Genomic DNA, 16546 nt, shown 5'->3' on the forward strand with positions numbered 1-16546 from the left:
TCTTCGTCAACCTCCCGATCGGATCAGGGCTCGATGGTGACCTTGATGGCCTCGCCGCGGCTGACGAGGCCGATCCCGTCGAGCACCCGCGACAGCGGCAGCCGGTGGGTGATCAGGTCCGACACCGGCACCGCCCCCTCGGCCACCAGCCGCAGCGCCTCGGCGTTGTGCGCCGGGCTGGAGCCGTTCGCGCCCACGATGGTCAGCTCACGGTAATGCACCAGGTTGGCGTCCAGCGCGATGACCGGGTCGTCCTTGGGCAGGCCGCCGAAGAAGCTGATGCGCCCCTGCCGGGCCGCCATCCGTACCGCCTGCTCCTGGGCCGCGCCGGACGCGGCCGCCGTGATCACCACGTCGGCGCCCCGGCCGCCGGTCAGCTTCAGCACCTGCTCGACGGCGTCGGTGTCGATGGCGGCGTCGGGGCGTACCAGGTCGGCGGCCAGCGCCAGCCGGTCCGCGTTGACGTCCACCAGGAAGACCCGGGCGGCGCCGCGGGCCCGCGCCAGCCGCGCGTGCAGGCAGCCGATCGGGCCCGCGCCCATGACCACGACGTCGTCCCCCGGCCCGACGCGTGCCAGCGACTGGCCGTTCAGCACGCACGCGAGCGGCTCGGCCATCGACGCCTCCGCGAAGCCGACCCCGTCCGGGACGGCGTTGACGCCGTTCACGGCCAGCACCTTCGCGGGGACGATCAGGTACTCGGCGAAGCCGCCGTCGTAGTGGTAGCCCATCGACTCCTGGTTCGGGCAGACGGTCTGGCGGCCGTGCCGGCACTCGTGGCACGAGCCGCACGGGATCGCCGCGATCACCTGCACCCGCGCGCCCGTGTCCACGACCTCGCCGGCGATCTCGTGGCCCATCACCCGGGGCGGCCTGATGTGGTGGTGCCCGAACTTGTAGATCTTGGCGTCGGTGCCGCACGTCGAGCAGTTGCGCACCCGGATCTTCAGCTCTCCGGGCCCGGCGGCCGGCTCGGGCGCGTCCTCGATCCTGATGTCGCCGGGAGCGTGGAATCTGGCGACCCTCATGACAGTTCCTCCAGTATCTGGGAGACCTCCGTGGCCTCCCGCAACGTCCTGGCGCGGTCCGGGTCGAGCAGGATCTCGGCCACCGCCGCCAGCAGCGGCACGTGCCCGTCGCCCCGGGCCGCGATGCCGACGCAGAGCGTGACGAGCTCGCCGTCCCAGTCCACCCCGCCGGGGAAGCGCACCACGCAGATCGCGTCGTGCTTGATGTCCTCCTTGGACGCGTTCGTGCCATGCGGGATGGCCATGCCCTCGCCGACGTACGTGGAGATGGTCCGCTCGCGTTCGAGCATCGCCGCGATGTACGGCTCCGCGACCGCACCCACCTCGACCAGCGCCCGCCCGCACCGGCGGATGGCCGCGTCCCGGTCGGGCGCGCTCTCGTGCAGCAGCACCGCCCGGGGGTCGAGCAGGCCGTCACGCATCGACCGTGCCGCCGCTCTTGATCGTGGACACCAGCCGGGTCACCGCCGGGTCCCCGAGGAAGACCTGGAACGACACCAGCACCTTCCCCGGCGCCGCCGCCCTGGCCCGGGCGGCCAGCCCGGCGTGGCACACCACCACGTCGGCGTCGGCGGGAATGGAGTTGACCGGGGTGTGCTCGACGCTGACGCCGGTCTCCTTGAGCTGCTTGCGGAGCTGGGAGGCGAGCATCACGCTGCTGCCCATCCCGGCGTCGCAGGCCACGATGATCTTCTTGATGTCCTTGCTGTCGATGCCGGCCATGCTCAGGCCTCCTTGGTCGCGGGTTCGGTGGCGTTCTGCTCGGTGCGGGTCTGCCCAGTGCCGGTGTGCCCAGTGCCGGTGTGCCCGGTTCCGGTGTGCCCAGCGGCGGCGGTGCCGGTCTCGGCCGGCTCGGCGGGCTCTTCCTTCTCGCCCCTGCCGAAACCGAGCAGTACGGCGGCGACGGCGAACGACACCGCGGTGGCCACCAGGATGCCCAGGCTGGAGCCGAGCCACCCGCCCCTCGGGGTGACCGCGATGTAGGCGAAGATGCTGCCCGGCGACGGGGTGGCGACCAGCCCAGCGCCGGTGACCATGAACGTGAACACCCCTGCCGCGCCGCCCGCGATGACGGCCAGGATGAGGCGCGGCTTCATGAGCACGTACGGGAAGTAGATCTCGTGGATGCCGCCGAAGAAGTGGATGATCGTCGCGGCGGGCGCGCTGGGCCGCAGCGCCCGCGGCCCGAACAGCAGGTACGCCAGCAGCAGCCCCAGCCCGGGACCCGGGTTCGACTCCAGCATGAACAGGATCGACTTGCCGTGCTCGGCGGCCTCGGCCACGCCGAGCGGGCTCAGCACGCCGTGGTTGACGGCGTTGTTCAGGAACAGCACCTTGGCCGGCTCGATCAGCACGGAGGCCACCGGCAGCAGGTTGTGGCTGATCAGCCAGCCCACCGCGTTGCCCGCGGCCGTGGTGACCGCCTCCACGATCGGGCCGATGCCCAGCATCCCGACCACGGCCATCGCGCCGCCCACGATGCCGGCGGTGAAGTTGTCCACCAGCATCTCGAAGCCGGCCTTGGTCCGCTGCTCCGTGAACTTGTCCACATATTTCAGGATCAACGCGGTGAGCGGACCGATGATCATGGCGCCGAGGAACATCGGAGCATCCGTACCCACCACGACGCCCATCACCGCCACCGCGCCCACGACCGCGCCCCGCTGCCCGTGCACCATCCGGCCGCCGGTATAGGCGATCAGCACCGGCAACAGGGTCGAGATGATCGGGCTGACCATCTTCGCCAGCGTCTCGTTGGGGAGCCAGCCGGTCGGGATGAAGAGCGCGGTGATCAGGCCCCAGGCGATGAACGCGCCGATGTTGGGCATGATCATGCCGGCCAGGTGGCCGCCGATGCGCTGGATGGTGGCCTTGACGCCGGTCCCGGTGACCGGGGGTGTGTAAGTGTCGGCCATGGACTTGCTCCTTCTGGGGGGGGTGAGCGGCGGATCAGCGGTCGCTCGCGGTGAGGGGGCGGCCGGGATCGGGCGGGCCCACGGTGACCCCGCCCGGGTCGAGGTCGCCGGGGCCCGGCATCCGGCTGCCGGGCAGGCGCACGGCGGCGGCCCCCCAGGCCAGCGCTCGCGCCAGCGCCCGCGGACCCAGGGCACCCCCGGCCAGGAAACCGGCCAGCATGGCGTCCCCGGCGCCGACGGAGCTGCGCGGCCCGGTCACGGGGGCCTCGCCGTGCCAGACGCCGCCCTCCTCGACCAGGACGGCGCCGTCGGCGCCCAGGCTGGCCAGCACGGTACGCGCCCCCGCCGCGCGCAGCTTACCCGCCGCCTCCACCACGTCGCCGAGGCTGCGGATGGGCATGCCGGTGGCCCCGCGCAGCTCCTCCAGATTGGGCTTGACCAGGGCGGGCGCGGCGCCGAGCGCCTGGCCCAGCGCCGGGCCGCTGGTGTCGACGGCCACGTGGATGCCCGCCCCGGCGAACCTGCGGCAGAGCCGGGCGTAGACGTCGGCGGGGACCTCCGGAGGCAGGCTGCCGGAGGCGACCACCCAGTCGGCTCCCTTGCCGTCGGAGTGCGCCTCGGCCAGGACCGCCTCGGCGATCGTGTCCAGCTCCGCCGGCGACAGCGCCGTGCCGGGCTCGTTGATCTTGGTGATGGTGCCGTCGGGCTCGGCCAGGGTGACATTCGAGCGGGTCCTGCCCGACACCGGGACGGTGACCATGTCGAGCCCCTCCGCGGCCAGCAGGCGGACGAGCTGCCTGCCCTCGTCCCCGCCGAACGGCACCACCGCGCGGCCGGCCACCGCGTTGGCGAGCAGGGCGCGCGAGACGTTGACGCCCTTGCCGCCCGGGTCGAGGTGGGCCGCGGCCGCGCGGATCACCGTGCCCCGGTCCAGCGCGGCGATCTCGATGGTGCGGTCGAGGCTCGGGTTCAGCGTCAGGGTCAGGATCACGCCCTGATCACCTCCGGGCCCATCGCCGCCAGGTCGGCCGCCAGCGTCACGTCCAGCCCGGAGTCGCTGATCACCACGTCGATCTCGCTCAGGTCGGCGAACCTGGCCAGGTAGGTGTTGGTGAACTTCGTGTGGTCGGCCAGCAGCACGCTGCGCTGCGCCGCCTTGATCATCGCCCGCTTGATCGCCGCCTCGGCCGGGTCCGGCGTGGTCAGGCCGCGGGCGGGCGCGCAGCCGTTGGCCGCCATGAACGCCACGTCCACGTTGAGACGGGCCAGCGGGCGCAGCGCCCAGTCGTCGACCGTGGCCAGCGTCTTGCCGCGCACCCGGCCGCCCAGCATGATCACGTGCAGGTTGGGGCGCGCGGCCAGCATCGTGGCCAGCGGCGGCGAGTTGACCACGACGGTGAGCTCCCGGTCGGCCGGCAGCACCTGGACCAGGCGGCCCGTGGTGGTGCCCGCGTCGATGATCACCGATCCGTCCTCCGGGAGCTCGGCCAGCGCGGCCTTGGCGATGCGCTCCTTCTCGGCGGTCATCACCTCGTCGCGGGCGGCCAGCGCGGGCTCGAACCCGAGCCGCTCCACGGGGATCGCGCCGCCGTGCACCCGGCGCAGCACGCCCGCCCGCTCCAGCGAGGTGAGATCGCGGCGGATCGTCTCGGTGGTCACCTCCAGCTCGGTGGCCAGTGTGACCACGTCGACCCGGCCCGCCGTCCGTGCCCTGCGCAGGATCTCCTGGTGCCGCTCCTCGGCGTACACGATGTTGGTTCACCGCCGTTTCGGGTTGGTTTCCTCTGTGTTTATACCCGCTTACTTTGGAAGGTCAAGGGTAGAATGGGGGAATCTGGTAGTTATAGGCGAATGCGAATGAAGCCTCTCGCCCCCCTGCTTCTGAGCGGGCCCCTCGTCCTCGCCGCCCTCGCGGCTCCCGCCCGGGCGGCCGTGTCCCCTTCCGTGGCCGCCGGCGGGTCCGCTCCCGGGGCGGCCGCCCGGCCGCCCAAGGTGCCGGTGGGGACGACGGCGGGGTGGGTGGCGTTCGACCGGCGGGCCGGCAAGTTCGTGGCCGCCAGGAACGCGCACCGGAAATACCGCTCGGCCTCGGTCGTCAAGATCCTGATCGCGATCGACTACCTGGAGCGGCGCAAGAGTGTCCCCGCGGCCGACGCCAAGCTGCTGAAGGTCATGTTGCGGTCCAGCGACGACGACGCGGCCACCACGTTCTGGAACCGCGGTGGCAAGGGGCAGATCATCGTCAGGACGGCCCGCAAGCTCGGCCTGTCCGACACCGCGCCGCCGCCTGCCGGCAAGCCGGGGTTCTGGGGTTACACCTCGCTCAGCGCGTACGACATCGTGCGTACCTACCGCTACCTGCTCGACCGGGCCGAGCACAAGGTCAGGGACACGATCCTGGGGCACCTGCGGCGGTCCACGCCGTGCGGGACCGACGGCTTCGACCAGACCTTCGGCATCCCCGACGCGCTGCCGCGGCCGTGGGCGGTCAAGCAGGGCTGGTCCGGGTTCGGTACGAGGCCGCCGGTCAGGTGCGACGTCAGGGCCACCAGCGCGCCCGTCTCCTGGGTCGCCCAGCACGCCATCGGCTCCGGCGTGCCCGACTACGGACGTCCCGTGCTGCACACCACCGGCCTGGTGGGCAGGGACGAGCGCTACGTCATGGCGCTGCTGACGGCCCACCCGGTGGGCGCCACATGGAGCTCCTCGGTCAAGCGCGTCACCACCCTGGCCAGGGACCTCTACCGCGGCGTCTCGTAGGCGCGGTCACCGGGTGAGGCGGCGCGGGCGTGCTCACCTGCCCTGTTCGGCGAGCCGCTGCTGCTCCAGGCGTACTTTCTTGGGCACGCACATGCGCCACGCCTCCAGCACCAGCTCGCGCATCTCCTCCTCCTCCAGCGCGTCCAGGCGGGCGACCACCCAGTTGAAACGCAGATCGGACTCGCGCGGCAGGAGGAACCTGTCCGGCTCGGCCGCCACCAGGGCCGCCCGCTCCTCCTTCGGGAACCCGAACCCCATCAGCGTCTCGTCACGCGAGAACGCCACATAAACGATCTTGCCGACCCGGAACTTGACCCGATCTCTGATCAAATGCTCCGAAGTACGCGGGAGGGTGCGCGCGAAGCGGCGCACATCGTCGACGGTGACCACCCGGCCACGCTACCGCCTGGCGGCGACAGATCGGCCGCTGTCGATGGGCCGCCAGCTGCCGGACGCTCTCCGCCTGCCGCTATCTGTTGGCCGCTATCTGTTCGCCGCGGCGGCCGAGATGCCGGCCAGCGCGGAGTCCGGGTCGCGTTCGAGGGCGAGGTCGCCGAGGCTGACGATGCCCACGGCGCGGCCGTCCTCGACCACCGGCAGGCGGCGTACGGCGTGCGAGCGCATCAACCGGACCGCCTGGTCGAGGGTGGTGTCGGGGCCGATGGCCTCGACCGATGGGCTGCACGCCTCGCGTACCGGCGTCTGGCAGCACTTGTCGGCGGCGACCACGCGCACGGTGATGTCGCGGTCGGTGATGATGCCGTGCATGCGGCCGTTCTGGTTGACGATCAGGCAGCCGGTGTCATGGTCGCGCATGAGCGAGGCGGCCACGGCCACGGGCTGGTCGGCCTCCACCGTCGCGGGATGCGTCGTCATCACATCCGCCACGGTCTTCACCACGGTCTCGGCCATGGTTCCTCCCAGTCGATCGGGTGCCGCCGATCGGATGCCGTCGATCGGTGCCGAACCCCCCCTACCCGGGCACGAGCCCGACTACCGGCCCGGCTCGTCCTGACCTACCGGCCCGGCCCACGGGCCCGGCTCACCGGCCCGCAGTTCGGGGCCGGGCCACGGGCGTCGGCGCCGTGTCAGGCGCCTTGGCCGGAGGGCGGCTACGAGGTGATTTGTCAGCGACAGCGGAGGACCGTGCCTCCTCGTACGCGGCCAGCACCTGCTTGCGCCGCTTGGCCGGCAGGCGGTCGATGTAGAGATGGCCGTCGAGGTGGTCGGTCTCGTGCTGGAGGCAGCGCGCGAGCAGCCCCGTGCCCTCGACGGTGACGGCCTCGCCCGCCGCGTCGAACCCGCGCACGGTGGCGTGGTCGGCGCGGGGCAGGGGCGCGTACTGGCCGGGCACCGACAGGCAGCCCTCGTCGCCGGTGTCGAGCCGGCGCTCGCCGAGCCCCGGGAGCTCCAGGGCCGGGTTGACCACGACGCCCTTGTGGCGTTCCCCGTCCGCGTCCGGGCAGTCGTAGACGAACACCCGCAGCGGCACGCCGATCTGGTTGGCCGCCAGGCCCACGCCCTCCGCCGCGTACATGCTGGCGAACATGTCGTCGACCAGGCTCGCCAGGTCGTCGTCGAACCGGGTGACCGGCTCGCACGGGTGATGCAGCACCGGATCGCCGACGTGCACGATCGGCCGGACCTCTCCCACGGCCAATGCCCCTCCTGAAATTGCGAATATGCCGCAACAAGTGTAAATGATCAAATGTATCCCATATATCAAGACATTCTCTCTTGAATCGTGAGATGACGATAGGGTGGGCGGGCAAGCCGAAGGAGTTCCTGACATGGATGTCGTTTACACGCATGGCCACCACGAGTCGGTGCTGCGTTCGCACCGCTGGCGCACCGCCGAGAACTCGGCGGCGTTCCTGCTGCCCCACCTCCAGCCGCACATGACCGTCCTGGACGTGGGCAGCGGGCCGGGCACCATCACCGCCGACCTGGCCGCCCGGGTGGGGCGGGTGACGGCCTCCGAGGTGAGCGCCGACGCGCTCGCACTCGCCAGGGCCGAGGTGTCCGGCAGGGGGCTGGCGAACGTGGACTTCGCGGTGGCCGATGTGCTGGCGCTGGACTTCCCGGACGACACGTTCTGGGTGACGCACGCGCACCAGGTGCTGCAGCACGTCGGCGACCCGGTGCGGGCGCTGTCCGAGATGCGCAGGGTGACCAGGCCCACCGGGCTCGTGGCGGTGCGCGACAGCGACTACTCGGCCTTCGCCTGGTATCCGCGGTTGCCGGCGCTGGATGAGTGGATGGCGCTGTACCAGCGGATCGCGCGGAGCAACGGCGGCGAGCCGGACGCCGGGCGGCGGCTGCTGTCGTGGGCCCGCGCGGCGGGATTCGAGGACATCACCGCCACCTCCTCGACCTGGTGCTTCGCCACGCCCGCCGACCGGTCCTGGTGGGGCGGGATGTGGGCGGAGCGGGTCCTGCGCTCCGCCATGGCCGAGCAGGCCCTGGCCACCGGCGCCGCCACGGAGGCTGACCTGCGGCGCATCTCGGAGGGCTGGCTGGAGTGGGCGGCCGCGGACGACGGCTGGCTGTCCCTCCTGCACGGCGAGCTCCTCTGCCGCGCCTGAGGACCCACCCGCCCCGCCAAGGGGCCGGCGTGCGGGCAATGGTCGAAGGGCGCGGCGTGCGGGCGGTGATCAGAGGCGCGGCTCGCGGGACGGCCAGGGGCCCGACGTGGGGGTGGAGGCTAGAGGCCGAGGGTGCGGGCGCGCTGCCACTGGGGGTCGCGGTAGAGGACCATGTCCGTGCCGACCATCTCGTCGGGCGCCGACAGCATGGTGATCTCGCCCTCGGCCTGCATCCGCAGCAGCAGGTCGCGCACCCGGGGGCCGACGGGCATGCGGCCCGTGGGCAGCCCCAGCGAGGCCCGGACCGTGTCGGCGATCTCCGACAGGCGGAACGGCCCGTCGAAGCCCGACACGATGCCGCGCACCACCGACATCGTGATGAGCTGCTCGGCCTCGGCGTAGGCGAGCTGCCAGGTGATCTGCTCCTTGCGGCGGCCGGTCCCCACGCAGGCCGAGCAGCCGCGCAACAGCCCGGGCGCGAGCTGCTCCTCGGTCGAGCCGAGGCAGGCGGAGCACAGGCCGTTCTCGGCGGCGTGCAGCTCGGCCGTCATCCGTCCGGCCAGCACGGTGCCGCAGTCACAGGCGAACGTCTCACCCAGGACGCCGCTCTGCGGGGAGATCGCATGCTTGGTCACTGGCCCGACTCTACCGCTCACCCGCCGGAACTCGCCTCCCGGCCGCCCACCGTTCAGGGCGCCCGCCCCTTCGGGCCGGCTCCCGCCGGGACGCTCAGCCCCGCACGTCGGCCAGGCCGTGCAACCGGCGCAACGCCTTGCGAGCCGCCGCCGCGACCTTCTCGTCCGGATGATGGTCGATGAACACCCGCAGCACCCGCCCCGTCCACGGATGGTCGCCGAACGCCAGGATCGCGATCGTGCCGGCCTGTTCCTCGGCGTCCATCCCCAGGGCGATCGAATCGATCACCTCGCCCGTCTCCCCGCCGAACTCCAGCAGCGCCGCCGCCATGTCCACCAGCACCCAGGAGATCTCCTCCGGCGCGGGCTGCCGCTCCTCCCGCCCGGTCCTGGCGGCGATCACCGCGCCGAGTTTCGGCTCCTCCAGCAGCCCGGAGAGCGCCCGCCGGCCCGCGTCGCCGAGCGCCGACGACAGCAGCTCCACGCCGACCGCCCGGCTCAGCGGGCTCACCGTGGCGAGCGCCGCGGCGATCTCCGCCGCGCCGGTCTCCCGCTCCTTCAGCCACCCGGCCAGCTCCTCGGCCCGCTCGGCCTCGGGGTAGGAGCGCAGGCCGTGCAGCAGCGCCGCCGCGTCGCCGTCCGCGAGCGAGCCCATGACCGGGATGTCCTGCCCGGTGGTCTCGGCGATGATCCGCCGCGCCGTCCACAGGCCGAGCCAGCTCAGCGTGTACGGCTCCGCCTGCCGTACCAGCCCCAGCCCCGCCAGCGGCTCGGGCACATCGCCCGTGAGCGGCTCCCGGGACAGGAACATCCTGATGAGCTCCAGCAGCAGCCCCTCGTCGGCGGCCAGGCGCTCACGGCAGTGCTCCGCCCAGGCGGCCAGCACCTCAGCGTCGTCGCTCTCCTCCGCCTTGAGCTCGTCCTTCAGGACCCCACCGGCCAGGGGAGCGGCGCGGACGGCCGCCGCGAGCGTGGCCGCACCGGGCAGCCGGATCGGCGGTTGCAGGGGCAGCGTGTCGTCGTCGTAGGACCTCACGAGCCCATCCTGTCGCGATATTTCGGCTAGAGTGCCGCTGACGCCGAAAAGTCGGAAGAAAGGAGGCGCTGAGATGTGCGGCACTGTTCCGGGCGCTCACCGCGCCCACTTCTGCTTCTCGGAGGAATCATGCGTTTCCGCACCGCTGTCGAGGCCGATCTAGACCGGTTGCTCGGCTGCGTCGTGGACGAGTCCATCAGCTGGGCTCACCCCGACCGGTTGCTCTCGTACCTGGAGAGCGGCAACTACCGTTTCGACCGCATCTGGCTCGCCGTGGACGAGGAGAGCGGCGAGATCCTGGCCCGGGCCGTCTGGTGGAGCTTCCCGGACGGCGCCCACCCGCTGGCCATGGACTGCCTGTACGTCCGCCCGTCCGTCGGGGACCGCGTGGGCCTGGCCGCCGAGCTGCTGAGCCGGGCCCACACCGCGTTCGGCCACAGGCCGGAGTACCACATCTTCCTCACCAACGCCTGGCGCGACACCTCGCGCCAGGCGGCGGCCGTCTCCTGGCGGCAGGAGGCCGCGGGCCGCGCCGGGCTGACCGAGGAACTGGAGCGCCTGCGCTACGAGTGGACGGCCGACGAGGCCGTGCCGGCGCCCTCGAAGCGGCTGGTGTTCCGCGGCGATGACGACGACGAGGCGTTCGTGGCGGCGTTCCGGCGCGTGGCCGTCGGCACCCTGGACTTCGCCACGCGCCAGGCGCTGGTCACCATGGACCCGGTGGCGCAGGCCCGCGAGGACGTGCGGGACTACAGGTCCATGCCCGGCCGGCGGTCGTGGTGGCGCCTGGCCCACACCCAGGACGGGGACGAACTGGTGGGGGTGGCCCTGCCGTCGGCCAACGACGCCGGGCCGGTGGTCGGCTATCTCGGCGTGGTGCCCGAACACCGCGGCCGCGGCTACGTGGACGACCTCCTCGCCGAGATCACCCGCAGCCACGCCCAACGCGGCGTCCAGCGCATCCGGGCGGACACCGACCGCGGCAACATCCCGATGGCCAGGGCTTTCGAACGAGCGGGCTACCGCAACCACGCCATCAGGCTGGTCCTGTCGGCGGATCCCACGGCCACCTGACACCGCGGGGCCCCGCCCGGGGCTCCGGTCACAGGTTCTCCCTCCGCACGCCGACCAGGAACTCCTCCACCCGCTCGCGGTCGGGCCGGGCGGGCAGCGTGCCCGGGGCTCCGGTCATCACGGCCGACAGCTCCGCCGACAGGGCGGCCCGCCAGGCGTCCACCTCCGCCCACGGCAGCTCGCCGCGCCTGATCGCCAGCAGCCGCTCCCGGTGCGGCCCGACCCGGACCAGCGGCTCCCCGTGCCGCGCCAGGTGCAGGCCGCTGATCAGCAGGCGGATCATGTGCATGGCCTGCTTCCACCGGGGCGCGGCCGGGTCGATGCGGCGGAACTGGTCCTCGGCGTATCCGGCGAACGACCGCAGGGCCCGCTCCGACACGAACGCCTCGCGCAGGTCGCGCAACCGCTGCCCGGCGGGAGTGACCACCTCCACGACGGGGGACCAGAGGCATTCCAGGACCGTCGGGTTCGCGTCGAGGGCGAGCCCGCAGAACCGCTCGACCTCCCACGAGAACTCCTCGGGCCGCGGCCCGTCCCGGTGGGTGGCCGGTTTGTCCAGCCGCCAGAACGCGGCCGTCGGCGCCACGAACACCCCGCGCCGGTCCACGTCGGAGCCGGCCGTGTCGAGCCCGTACGCCCGCGAACCCATCACAACGGAAAGGATCAAGTCATCGCTCACCCGAATATCTTGCGTGATGGGCCCGGCGGCTGGTCTGATCGATAAGTGGGCGGTTATGACGAGGTTTATCAGAGGAGCATCCAGCGGCCCGGCGAATTCTGGGCGGAGGCGGCACGGGGCATCGACTGGGACGTGGCACCCGCCACGGTCCACGGGGAGGGCCGCTGGTTCCCCGACGGGCGGCTGAACACCTGTCACAACGCGGTCGACCGGCACGTGGCGGCGGGCCGCGGCGGGCAGGCGGCCCTCATCCACGACAGCCCGGTCACCGGCGTGGTGCGTACGATCACCTACGCCGAGCTGCTCGACGAGGTGGCCAGGACAGCGGGCATGCTCCGCGGTCTCGGCGTGCGGGCCGGGGACACCGTGGTGATCTACCTGCCGATGGTGCCGGAGGCCGTGGTCGCGATGCTGGCCTGCGCGCGGCTCGGGGCGGTGCACTCGGTGGTGTTCGGCGGGTTCGCGGCCGGGGAGCTGGCGGTGCGCATCGACCACGCCAGGCCGAAGGTGATCCTCTCGGCGTCGTGCGGGGTCGAGCCGGCGCGGGTGGTGGCGTACAAACCGCTGCTGGACGCGGCGCTGGCGCAGGCGGAGCACCGGCCCGAGCGGTGCGTGATCCTGCAGCGGCCCCAGTGCGTGGCGGAGCTGGCCGAGGGGCGCGACCTCGACTGGGCGGAGGCCGTGCGGGACGCCCGCCCGGCCGGCTGCGTGAGCGTGCCGGCCACCGACCCGCTCTACATCCTCTACACCTCCGGCACCACCGGCTCGCCCAAGGGCGTGGTGCGCGACAACGGCGGCCACGCGGTGGCGCTGCACTGGAGCATGGCGGGCGTCTACGGCGCCGCCCCCGGTGAGGTCTACTGGGCGGCCTCCGACGTGGGCTGGGTGGTGGGGCACTCCTACATCGTGTACGCGCCGCTGCTGGCGGGCTGCACCACCGTGCTGTACGAGGGCAAGCCGGTCGGCACCCCCGACCCCGGCGCGTTCTGGCGGGTGGTGGCCACGCACGGGGTGCGCACGCTGTTCACCGCGCCGACCGCGATCAGGGCCATCAAGAAAGAGGACCCATCCGGAAGTTTCGCGAAAAAATGGGATTTGTCGGGATTGCGGCATCTGTTCCTGGCCGGCGAGCGGCTCGACCCCGACACCTACCACTGGGCCTCCGACCTGCTCGGCATCCCCGTCATCGACCACTGGTGGCAGACGGAGACCGGCTGGCCGATGGCCGCGAACTGCGTCGGCATCGAGACCCTGCCCATCAAGCCCGGCTCGCCCACCAAACCGGCCCCCGGCTGGGACATCCGCGTCCTCGACCCCGACGGCAAGGAGTGCCCGCCGGGCGTGGACGGAGCGGTCACGGTCAGGCTGCCGCTCCCGCCGGGCTCGCTGCCCACCCTCTACCGCGACGAGGCCCGCTTCGCCCGCTCCTACCTGGAGCGCTACCCGGGCCACTACCTGACGGGCGACGGCGGCCACCTGGACGACGACGGCTACCTCTACGTCATGGGCCGCATCGACGACGTGATCAATGTGGCCGGGCACCGGCTCTCCACCGGCTCGATGGAGGAGGTCATCGCCTCCCACCCGGACGTGGCCGAGTGCGCGGTGATCGGCGTCGCCGACGAGCTCAAGGGCCAGCTCCCGGTCGGGTTCGTGGTGCTGAAGGCGGGCTCCGAGCGCGACCCCGCCGACCTCGAACGCGAGCTGACCGCCCTGATGCGCGAGCGGATCGGCCCGGTGGCGGCCTTCCGCCGCGCGGTGGTCGTCTCCCGGCTGCCGAAGACCCGCTCCGGCAAGATCCTGCGGGCCACGATGCGCGACATCGCCGACGGGAGGCCGTACGCCACCCCCTCGACGATCGAGGATCCGGCGGCGTTGCCGGAGATCGCCCAGGCGATGAAGGGAACATGACACGCGAGTAACGTTCGGATCGTCGGCGCCAAGGGCCTGCACGACCGCGGCGTACGGCGGATGATGGGACATCCCGGTCCCAGGGAGAAGGCCATGATCGAAACCCCGAGCTACGCCGACGCCCTGAGGATTCTCGGATGCAAGGACGGCAGGCTCGTCAAGGTGGTCGGGTTCTCCGCGGCCGCCAAGCGCACCGGCTGGGCGCTGGCCGGCGGCGGGCAGCTCGTGATGGGCCTGCGCGACATGCGCGAGGGCATCGTCCGCTACGGCGAGGACGTCATACGCCGCCTGCCGGAGCTGAAGAGCGGCGTGGACCGGTTCACCCGCACGCAGCGGCTGGCCGCGGCGCACGCGGTGATCGTCGTCTCGGCGTACTTCGAGGCGCTCGGCGAGGCCAAGCTGCCGTTCACGCTCGATCGGCTCGACCGCGGCGACACGATCTCGCACGGGGTGCCCACCCGCGAGCGGTTCGCCCGGCTGGTGGCGGGGCTGCTGCTCGACCGGCTGCCGACGCCCGAGCCGCATCTGCCGTACGCGGAGACCCGGCAGGCCGTGGAACGTGCCTTCCTGCGCATGTCGGAGGCCATGGCCGGTTACGTCGGCGGCCTGGCGGTCTGGGACGAGCTGCCGGTGGACGACCAGATCCTGCTGCCCCGCATGCTCGCCGAGGGGCCGCCCGCGCACGCGCTGCGCATCTACGACGAGGACTACCGGTCGCTGGCGCTCGACAGCCACGAGTTCGGGGTGCGCAGCCTCGTCACGGAGCAGCCCGCGCCCGCCACGGCGCTGTCGCGGGTGGCCTGGTTACTGGCCGAGCTGGCCCCGCCCCGGGTCGGCGACCGCCCGGTGATCCACCGGGTGCGAATGGCCGCGAACGCGCTCGACCAGCCGCTGCTTCTGGCCGGCAAGCACCCGGAGGACGTGTCGCTGCCGCTGCTCGGCGAGGGCTACCTCAGCCCCCGCTGCCGGGTCGCCGAGCTGACCCGCGAGTCCACGCCCGCGCTGCGCGCCTGGTGGGACGACCAGCGGCTGCTGCCGGACACCGAGGCGTTCCTGGTGGGCCACCTCACCTCGCTGCGCGCCACCCAGGCGCCGCTGCTGGTGCTGGGCGAGCCCGGCGCCGGCAAGACCAAGCTGGCCGAGGTGCTCGCCGCGCGGCTGGCCAGGTCGGAGTTCCTGCCGATCCGGGTGGAGCTGCAGAGCGTGACGGCGCGGGCGTCCGTCACCGAGCACATCGAGCAGGCCGTACGGGCGGTGCTCGGGGAGGAGGTCACCTACGCCGACCTGGTGACGGCCGGCGACGGCGCGATGCCGGTGATCCTGCTGGACGGGCTCGACGAGCTGGTCCAGGGCGGCGCCAACCGCTACGACTACCTGGAACGCGTCCAGGAGTTTCAGACCGGGGAGGGCGAGCAGGGGCGGCCCGCCGTGGTGATCGTGACCAGCCGCACGGTGGTCGCCGACCGGATCAGGTTACCGCGCGGGCTGCTGGCGCTGCAGCTCCAGCCGTTCGCGGACGAGCAGGTACGCCAGTGGCTGGACATCTGGGACCAGGCCAACCGCGCCCTGCTGGCCCGCCGCGACCTCAAGCCGCTGCCCGCCGACACGGCGCTCGGCCACGGCGAGATGGCCCGGCACCCGCTGCTCCTGCTGCTGCTCGCGCTCTACGACGCGGGCAGCAACGCGCTGCAGCGCGACCACGGCCCGCTCGGCCGCGCCCGCCTGTACGAGGTGCTGCTGCGCGACTACACCGAACGCGAGACCGGCGGCGTCCAGCGGGTCGCCATCGACCAGGAGCTCGTCCTGCTCGGCACGGTCGCGCTGTCCATGCTCGCCCGCGGCCGCCAGGTCATCACCGACGCGGACCTCGACCGGGACGTGCCCGCGCTGCGCCACGGTGGTGAGGACGACCCGGGCGAGGAGGGGGTCGACTGGGCGCGCCGGGTCACCGAGCGGTTCTTCTTCGTCCGCCGCAACGGCCACGCGTTCCTGCACGCCACCTTCGGCGACTTCCTGCTGGCCTGGCTGACCATGTACGCGCTGCGCGACCTCGACCGGCGCCGCCGCCTGGCCGGCGACGAGCCGCTCGCCATCGTGCAGAGCGTGGACGACGACCTGCTGTACGCGGTCACCTCCCACTCGTGCCTGGCCGAGCGCGGGCCGACGATCGGGTTCATCCTGGAGCTGCTGGACGAGGTGCCCTCCGCGGTCCGGGAGCGGTGCGTGGGCCTGCTGACCGGGCTGCTGCGCCGGTCCCTGCACGAGCGGCCGCGGCGCCACTTCACCGCCTTCCGGCCGGTGCGGCACACGACGACCCGGCGGCTGGCCGCCTACTCCGCCAACCTCACCCTGCTGATCGTGGCCGCCTCCGAACAGCCGGTCGCCGTCTCGTCGCTGCTGCCGGAGCCCGATCACCTGGAGCGGTGGTCCGCGTTCACCCATCTGTGGAAGGGCGAGCTCGGGCTGGAGGGCTGGACCGGGCTGGTCACCGCGCTGTCGGCGCACCGGGTGGTCGAAGGGGGACGGGAGGACGTGGTGCTCGGGGGCGCGGAGACCGCCGGGCTCGGGGACGTGGTGGTGGCGGTCGCCACCGGTCACACGCCACGCCACCGCAGGCTGCTGGACCTGCTCCTGCGGGCCCTGGGCGAGGGCCGCAACCTGCCCTACCGGGATCGGGTCGGGATCCTGGAGGAGCTGGCGCGGACGGTGGCGGTGCGCTCGCCCGCCCTGTACCGGGCGGTGGGGGCGATGTGGACCGAGGACGGGGCCGACCACGAGGTGCTGCGGCCGCTGTTGCACGTGCTGCTCGCCGATCCGGTGGACCGGATGGCCACGTGGGAGCAGCTCGTCAAGGCCGGCGTCCCGGAGACGGTGCTCTGGGAGCTGCACCAGAGCACGGGATGAGACAGGCGCCCCCAGCGC

17 protein-coding genes are annotated in these 16546 nt (G+C 72.7%); 5 read left to right on the forward strand and 12 right to left on the reverse strand.

Annotated elements, in window-relative coordinates; translation table 11 throughout:
- Positions 1–23: 23 nt before the first annotated feature.
- Genes ABGB18_RS04490 through ABGB18_RS04515 form a run of 6 tightly spaced genes read right to left on the reverse strand, consistent with a single transcriptional unit; the run spans position 24 to position 4693 of the window.
- Entirely contained in the window at positions 24–1028 is a 1005-nt protein-coding gene (locus ABGB18_RS04490) for a zinc-dependent dehydrogenase (RefSeq protein ID WP_347694030.1), read from the reverse strand.
- Positions 1025–1450 (reverse strand): PTS sugar transporter subunit IIA, encoded by a 426-nt coding sequence (locus ABGB18_RS04495; protein WP_347694031.1) that lies wholly within the window; start codon positions 1448–1450, stop codon positions 1025–1027. The genes ABGB18_RS04490 and ABGB18_RS04495 overlap by 4 nt, the downstream gene beginning before the upstream one ends.
- Entirely contained in the window at positions 1443–1751 is a 309-nt protein-coding gene (locus ABGB18_RS04500) for a PTS lactose transporter subunit IIB (protein ID WP_347694032.1), read from the reverse strand. Before ABGB18_RS04500 ends, ABGB18_RS04495 begins: the two co-directional genes overlap by 8 nt.
- 2 nt (positions 1752–1753) lie before the next feature.
- The gene (locus ABGB18_RS04505; RefSeq protein WP_347694033.1) at positions 1754–2944 is read right to left on the reverse strand and encodes a PTS mannitol transporter subunit IICB; all 1191 of its coding nucleotides are present in this window, start codon (positions 2942–2944) and stop codon (positions 1754–1756) included.
- Between the two features lie 34 nt (positions 2945–2978).
- Positions 2979–3935: a 1-phosphofructokinase gene (gene pfkB / locus ABGB18_RS04510; RefSeq protein ID WP_347694034.1), complete on the reverse strand. Its 957-nt coding sequence runs from the start codon at positions 3933–3935 to the stop codon at positions 2979–2981.
- Entirely contained in the window at positions 3932–4693 is a 762-nt protein-coding gene (locus ABGB18_RS04515; RefSeq protein WP_347694035.1) for a DeoR/GlpR family DNA-binding transcription regulator, read from the reverse strand. Before ABGB18_RS04515 ends, pfkB begins: the two co-directional genes overlap by 4 nt.
- 108 nt (positions 4694–4801) lie before the next feature.
- On the opposite strand from ABGB18_RS04515, the gene ABGB18_RS04520 reads away from it, so the two are divergent.
- A complete protein-coding gene (locus ABGB18_RS04520) occupies positions 4802–5704 on the forward strand; it encodes a hypothetical protein (protein ID WP_347694036.1) in 903 nt (300 codons plus the stop codon).
- A 33-nt stretch (positions 5705–5737) separates the two neighbouring features.
- Here ABGB18_RS04520 and ABGB18_RS04525 read toward each other — a convergent pair whose 3' ends face one another.
- The 3 genes from ABGB18_RS04525 to def all read right to left on the reverse strand — a co-directional run bounded on the left by ABGB18_RS04525 (position 5738) and on the right by def (position 7358).
- Positions 5738–6094 carry an MmcQ/YjbR family DNA-binding protein gene (locus ABGB18_RS04525; RefSeq protein WP_347694037.1) on the reverse strand — a complete coding sequence of 119 codons (357 nt, stop codon included), beginning with the start codon at positions 6092–6094 and terminating at the stop codon, positions 5738–5740.
- Between the two features lie 93 nt (positions 6095–6187).
- Entirely contained in the window at positions 6188–6616 is a 429-nt protein-coding gene (locus ABGB18_RS04530) for a CBS domain-containing protein (protein ID WP_347694038.1), read from the reverse strand.
- A gap of 130 nt (positions 6617–6746) precedes the next feature.
- Positions 6747–7358 carry a peptide deformylase gene (def, locus tag ABGB18_RS04535; protein WP_347694298.1) on the reverse strand — a complete coding sequence of 204 codons (612 nt, stop codon included), beginning with the start codon at positions 7356–7358 and terminating at the stop codon, positions 6747–6749.
- A gap of 136 nt (positions 7359–7494) precedes the next feature.
- Here def and ABGB18_RS04540 point away from each other — a divergent pair, with 136 nt between their 5' ends.
- On the forward strand, positions 7495–8289 hold the full coding sequence (locus ABGB18_RS04540) for a methyltransferase domain-containing protein (RefSeq protein ID WP_347694039.1): 795 nt from the start codon (positions 7495–7497) through the stop codon (positions 8287–8289).
- 119 nt (positions 8290–8408) lie between these two features.
- Here the strand turns inward: ABGB18_RS04540 and ABGB18_RS04545 are convergent, their stop codons facing one another.
- Positions 8409–8924, reverse strand: a complete 516-nt coding sequence (locus tag ABGB18_RS04545) for a hypothetical protein (RefSeq protein ID WP_347694040.1) — start codon at positions 8922–8924, stop codon at positions 8409–8411.
- Positions 8925–9018: 94 nt separating this feature from the next.
- A complete protein-coding gene (locus ABGB18_RS04550; RefSeq protein ID WP_347694041.1) occupies positions 9019–9960 on the reverse strand; it encodes a hypothetical protein in 942 nt (313 codons plus the stop codon).
- Between the two features lie 129 nt (positions 9961–10089).
- Here ABGB18_RS04550 and ABGB18_RS04555 point away from each other — a divergent pair, with 129 nt between their 5' ends.
- Positions 10090–11034 carry a GNAT family N-acetyltransferase gene (locus ABGB18_RS04555; RefSeq protein ID WP_347694042.1) on the forward strand — a complete coding sequence of 315 codons (945 nt, stop codon included), beginning with the start codon at positions 10090–10092 and terminating at the stop codon, positions 11032–11034.
- Positions 11035–11062: 28 nt separating this feature from the next.
- Here ABGB18_RS04555 and ABGB18_RS04560 read toward each other — a convergent pair whose 3' ends face one another.
- On the reverse strand, positions 11063–11713 hold the full coding sequence (locus tag ABGB18_RS04560) for a nucleotidyltransferase domain-containing protein (protein WP_347694043.1): 651 nt from the start codon (positions 11711–11713) through the stop codon (positions 11063–11065).
- A gap of 45 nt (positions 11714–11758) precedes the next feature.
- Here ABGB18_RS04560 and ABGB18_RS04565 point away from each other — a divergent pair, with 45 nt between their 5' ends.
- The gene (locus ABGB18_RS04565; protein ID WP_347694044.1) at positions 11759–13624 is read left to right on the forward strand and encodes a propionyl-CoA synthetase; all 1866 of its coding nucleotides are present in this window, start codon (positions 11759–11761) and stop codon (positions 13622–13624) included.
- Between the two features lie 93 nt (positions 13625–13717).
- Positions 13718–16528, forward strand: a complete 2811-nt coding sequence (locus ABGB18_RS04570; protein WP_347694045.1) for an AAA family ATPase — start codon at positions 13718–13720, stop codon at positions 16526–16528.
- The last annotated feature ends 18 nt before the right edge of the window (positions 16529–16546 follow it).

Source organism: Nonomuraea sp. B12E4, assembly GCF_039871825.1.
Taxonomy (GTDB): Bacteria; Actinomycetota; Actinomycetes; order Streptosporangiales; family Streptosporangiaceae; genus Nonomuraea.